General features: G+C 38.2%; 5 protein-coding genes. All 5 read left to right on the top strand.

Annotated elements, in window-relative coordinates:
* The first annotated feature begins 282 nt into the window (after window positions 1–282).
* Genes thiL through tsaD form a run of 5 tightly spaced genes read left to right on the top strand, consistent with a single transcriptional unit; the run spans window position 283 to window position 3,927 of the window.
* On the top strand, window positions 283–1,269 hold the full coding sequence (gene thiL, locus AC3G7N_RS20330) for a thiamine-phosphate kinase (protein ID WP_489423988.1): 987 nt from the start codon (window positions 283–285) through the stop codon (window positions 1,267–1,269).
* An 8-nt stretch (window positions 1,270–1,277) separates the two neighbouring features.
* On the top strand, window positions 1,278–1,733 hold the full coding sequence (tsaE, locus tag AC3G7N_RS20325) for a tRNA (adenosine(37)-N6)-threonylcarbamoyltransferase complex ATPase subunit type 1 TsaE (RefSeq protein WP_489423987.1): 456 nt from the start codon (window positions 1,278–1,280) through the stop codon (window positions 1,731–1,733).
* Window positions 1,734–1,770: 37 nt separating this feature from the next.
* Entirely contained in the window at window positions 1,771–2,478 is a 708-nt protein-coding gene (gene tsaB / locus AC3G7N_RS20320; protein WP_489423986.1) for a tRNA (adenosine(37)-N6)-threonylcarbamoyltransferase complex dimerization subunit type 1 TsaB, read from the top strand.
* Window positions 2,471–2,917, top strand: a complete 447-nt coding sequence (gene rimI, locus AC3G7N_RS20315) for a ribosomal protein S18-alanine N-acetyltransferase (protein ID WP_489423985.1) — start codon at window positions 2,471–2,473, stop codon at window positions 2,915–2,917. The genes tsaB and rimI overlap by 8 nt, the downstream gene beginning before the upstream one ends.
* Window positions 2,917–3,927, top strand: a complete 1,011-nt coding sequence (gene tsaD / locus AC3G7N_RS20310; RefSeq protein ID WP_489423984.1) for a tRNA (adenosine(37)-N6)-threonylcarbamoyltransferase complex transferase subunit TsaD — start codon at window positions 2,917–2,919, stop codon at window positions 3,925–3,927. The genes rimI and tsaD overlap by 1 nt, the downstream gene beginning before the upstream one ends.
* Window positions 3,928–4,234: the final 307 nt, after the last annotated feature.

Genomic DNA, 4,234 nt, shown 5'->3' with positions numbered 1-4,234 from the left:
ATGCCTGCCTGTCACGCAGGAGGTCGCGGGTTCGAGTCCCGTCCGGACCGCCACTATAATAAAATTGACGCACATGTTTTCATAATCTGAAGACATGTGTTTTTGTATATTTAAAACTCGAAATGCTTTAACTACGGTTTACCATCATCTATAATGACGCAATCGAACTAGTTAGAACTCCTTACATCCTTCATCATTTAATTCACTTTATCTATACAGTTTTGTTATTATTTTTCCCTTTTTCGTTTGTTTTTGCTATCATAACTATAGGATTATTTTGTTTTGGACGTAAAGGCTGGTGAAAAAGTGGATGAATTTTCTTTTATACAATCAATTAAACAAGGTTCATATAGGCAATCGTCTTTATTAAAAGGTGTTGGTGATGATGCTGCTGTTTTTCGTCAATCATCTGAGGATGTTGTTGTTGCTGTTGATACATTCGTTGAAAATGTACACTTTTCAAAAGAAACAATGGAGCCCTTTCATATTGGGCATCGGGTTTTAGCTGCCAATATTAGTGATATTGCTGCTATGGGGGCTATACCGGCTTTTTATCTTGTTTCAATTGTTATACCTAAGCATTCCACTACAAAAGAAAGAAATGAATTATTTGAAGGAATGCGATCACTGTCAGACAGATATAAGATGGATCTAATTGGTGGTGATACAGTTAGTGGTCAAGAAATGTCAATTTCTGTTACTGTAATAGGTTATGTGCCACGAAAAAAAGCAAGATATCGTAGTGATGCAAGGGAAGACGATATTGTTTTTGTCACTGGCACACTAGGTGATTCACAGGCTGGTTTCCACATTCTAAGTAACCCGAATACGTATAATGATGCGCCCTATTATATTGAAAAACATCGTACGCCAATCCCTCAAGTGGAATTTGCGCAACGAATAGGGGGTCTGAATCGTGTAGCGTTAAATGATATAAGTGATGGAATTGGAAATGAAGCTGCAGAAATCGCAGAGGCTTCAAAGGTATCTTTATATCTGTATGAAGATAGATTGCCTACATCTGAGTCTTATAAGCAATTTCCGCCTGAACTGCAAGAAAAGTGGAAGCTTTTTGGTGGTGAAGATTTTGAGTTAGTTGGAACGGCATCAAAGGATAACTGGGCCTTTGTTCAAGAAGCTGCAAAGGAGTTAGGAATCCATGTGACAGAAATTGGTTATGTTAGTCAATATAGTAATAATTATGTCTATCTGCATAAAGGTAATCAACTAGCCCCATTAAAAAAAGATGGCTATAACCATTTGAAGTAGGTGATGGAATGAGTGAATACCAAATTGAAACATACACGGAAGAAGAGACAAAAAGAGTAGCAACTAGATTGGCGAACCTATTAAAACCTGGAGATGTGATCACACTTGAAGGTGATCTTGGGGCTGGTAAAACAACATTTACAAAAGGTATTGCAGTTGGACTTGGAGTTAAACGAGTTGTAACTAGCCCGACATACACGATTATAAAGGAATATGAAGGTGAGTTACCTCTTTATCACATGGATGTTTATAGGTTGGAGGATTCTGACGAAGACATTGGCTTTGCCGAATACTTTGAGGGTGAGGGTATATCCGTAGTGGAATGGGCTCACTTTATTGAAGAGTACCTGCCAACAGAACGATTGGCTATAAAAATTAATTATATCGGTGAACATAAGCGTTTAATTGAGTTTAACCCTAGTGGGAGTCATTTTAACAGGGTAGTTTCGTCATTAATTGGATAGGTTAAACAATCCAGAAAACGAATAAGGAGTTTCATTTATGAATGTACTTGCAATAGATACTTCTAATCAAATTATGGGAGTAGCCATCGTAAAAGATAACATTTTAATTGGTGAAGTCGTAACAAATCTTACGAAAAACCACTCTGTCCGTCTAATGCCAGCCATTAATCAATTAATGAGGGATACTTCGACGGATCCTGAACAATTGGATGAAATCGTTGTGGCAATGGGGCCAGGATCATTTACTGGTGTAAGAATAGGACTCACTACAGCAAAAGCAATGGCTTGGTCACTTGAAATTCCGATTAAAGGTGTATCAAGTTTAGAAGTCCTTGCTTATCAAGGTAGCTTTTTCGCATCAGCTATTTGTCCTTTCTTTGATGCCAGGCGTGGGATGGTTTATACAGGGTTATATCAGTGGAATCACAATCAGATGGAATTGGTTAACGAAGAGGTAAACATGCAAATGGATGAATGGCTAGATCAACTGGCAAAAGAAAAGAAGGAAGTTTTATTTTTAAGCCAGGATATAGAATTGTATAGATCCTTGATTAATGAAAAGTTGGGTGATTTGGCTCACATACCGGATGCGAATTTTCATGCAGCAAAACCATCTCATTTAGCATTAGCTGGCAAGCGTAAGGAAGCGGACAATACGCATGCATTAACACCAAATTATTTACGGTTAGTTGAAGCAGAAGCGAATTGGTTAAAAGCACAAGAGGAAGCGACCAAAAATGGCTGAGTTAGTAATTAGGCAAATGGATTTAACAGACATAGGTCCGGTAGTAGAAGTAGAAAAGGCATCATTTGGGACACCATGGTCAGAGGATATCTTTTATCAAGAAGTGGTGAAAAATCAATTTGCTCATTATTTTGTAGTAGAAGTGGATGAGAAGATTATTGGTTATGCAGGTTTATGGGTAGTAATCGATGATGCGCAAATTACAAATATAGCTATTATGCCAAGCTATCGAGGTAATAAATTGGGTGAAAAGCTTTTCCTGTTTACGATGGAACAAGCGATTCGATTGGGGAGTAAACGCTTATCTTTAGAAGTGCGAGTTTCCAACATTGTCGCACAAAGGATGTATCGAAAGTTTGGGCTCGTACCTGGTGGTCTGCGAAAGAATTATTATACGGATAACAAAGAGGATGCTTTAGTCATGTGGGTGAATTTATAATGAAAAAAGATACATATATCGTAGGAATTGAAACCAGTTGTGATGAAACGGCTGTAGCAATTTTAAAAAACGGAACAGAAGTATTATCAAATGTGGTGTCCTCCCAAATCGAGAGTCATAAACGGTTTGGTGGGGTTGTTCCTGAAATAGCGTCAAGACACCATGTAGAACAAATGACAATTGTATTGGAAGAAGCATTTAATAGAGCAAACGTTAGATGGGACCAAATTGATGCAATAACGGTTACAGAAGGACCTGGACTAGTAGGTGCATTGCTTGTAGGTGTAAACACGGCAAAGGCATTAGCATTTGCCAAACAGAAGCCTCTTGTTGGAGTTCATCATATCGCAGGACATATTTATGCAAATCGACTGGAGCAAGAATTTAATTTCCCTTTGTTAGCTTTAGTAGTTTCTGGTGGCCACACAGAGCTTGTACTGATGCGTGAACATGGTAACTTTGAAGTAGTAGGGGAAACGCTTGATGATGCAGCTGGTGAGGCATATGACAAGGTAGCACGTATGCTTAAACTTCCTTATCCAGGTGGCCCACATATCGATAAACTCGCAGCTGAAGGTGTTGAGTCGATACCACTTCCACGCGCATGGTTGGAAGAAGGCAGTTTAAATTTCAGTTTTAGTGGATTAAAATCAGCAGTTATCAACACTATCCACAATGCAGAACAGCGTGGTGAAAAAGTAAATCCTGAAGATATTGCAGCAAGCTTTCAAGCTAGTGTTGTTGAAGTATTAACAGAAAAAACCTATCGAGCTGCAATGAAGTATGATGTAAAGCAGGTAATTGTAGCTGGTGGTGTTGCTGCAAATAAAGGGCTGCGTCATGCACTTACAGAACGTTTTTCAGGCACAAATACACCTTTATTAATTCCACCAATTCAGTTATGCACAGATAACGCCGCAATGATTGCTGCAGCTGGAACGATTGCTTTCGAACAGGGAAAAAGATCGGAATGGGACTTGAATGCTAATCCTTCTTTGATGTTAAAGTAAAGTTGTTAACAGACCTGTGAACAAATTTAATAAAAACCTTATAGCATAAATATGTTGAATGTGGATAAATAATGTGGATAAGTATATGTTCATCTGTGGATAATGTGCATAACTAAGTTAGAAGCAGGTAGTTACAAGGATTATCAGTGTATATGGCTGTGGATTACCTTAATAAGTTCAAAAAAACTGATTCGTACCTATATTAAAAGGGAACGAATCAGTTTTTAAGAGCAAAGAAAGTATAAAAATTGACGATTATCTGTCTAGCTCCAGCGCCTAGACACTCGAGACATAAGCAGTTCGCTTC

It is taken from the genome of Virgibacillus carmonensis, from assembly GCF_057836705.1.
This window is presented reverse-complemented; position numbering and strand designations above follow the sequence as displayed.

What these genes read in the sequence shown, in the direction of transcription:
- tsaE (WP_489423987.1), top strand. Translation starts at nt 1,278, where the DNA reads ATGAGTGAATACCAAATTGAAACATACACGGAAGAAGAGACAAAAAGA.
- tsaB (WP_489423986.1), top strand. Translation starts at nt 1,771, where the DNA reads ATGAATGTACTTGCAATAGATACTTCTAATCAAATTATGGGAGTAGCC.
- rimI (WP_489423985.1), top strand. Translation starts at nt 2,471, where the DNA reads ATGGCTGAGTTAGTAATTAGGCAAATGGATTTAACAGACATAGGTCCG.
- tsaD (WP_489423984.1), top strand. Translation starts at nt 2,917, where the DNA reads ATGAAAAAAGATACATATATCGTAGGAATTGAAACCAGTTGTGATGAA.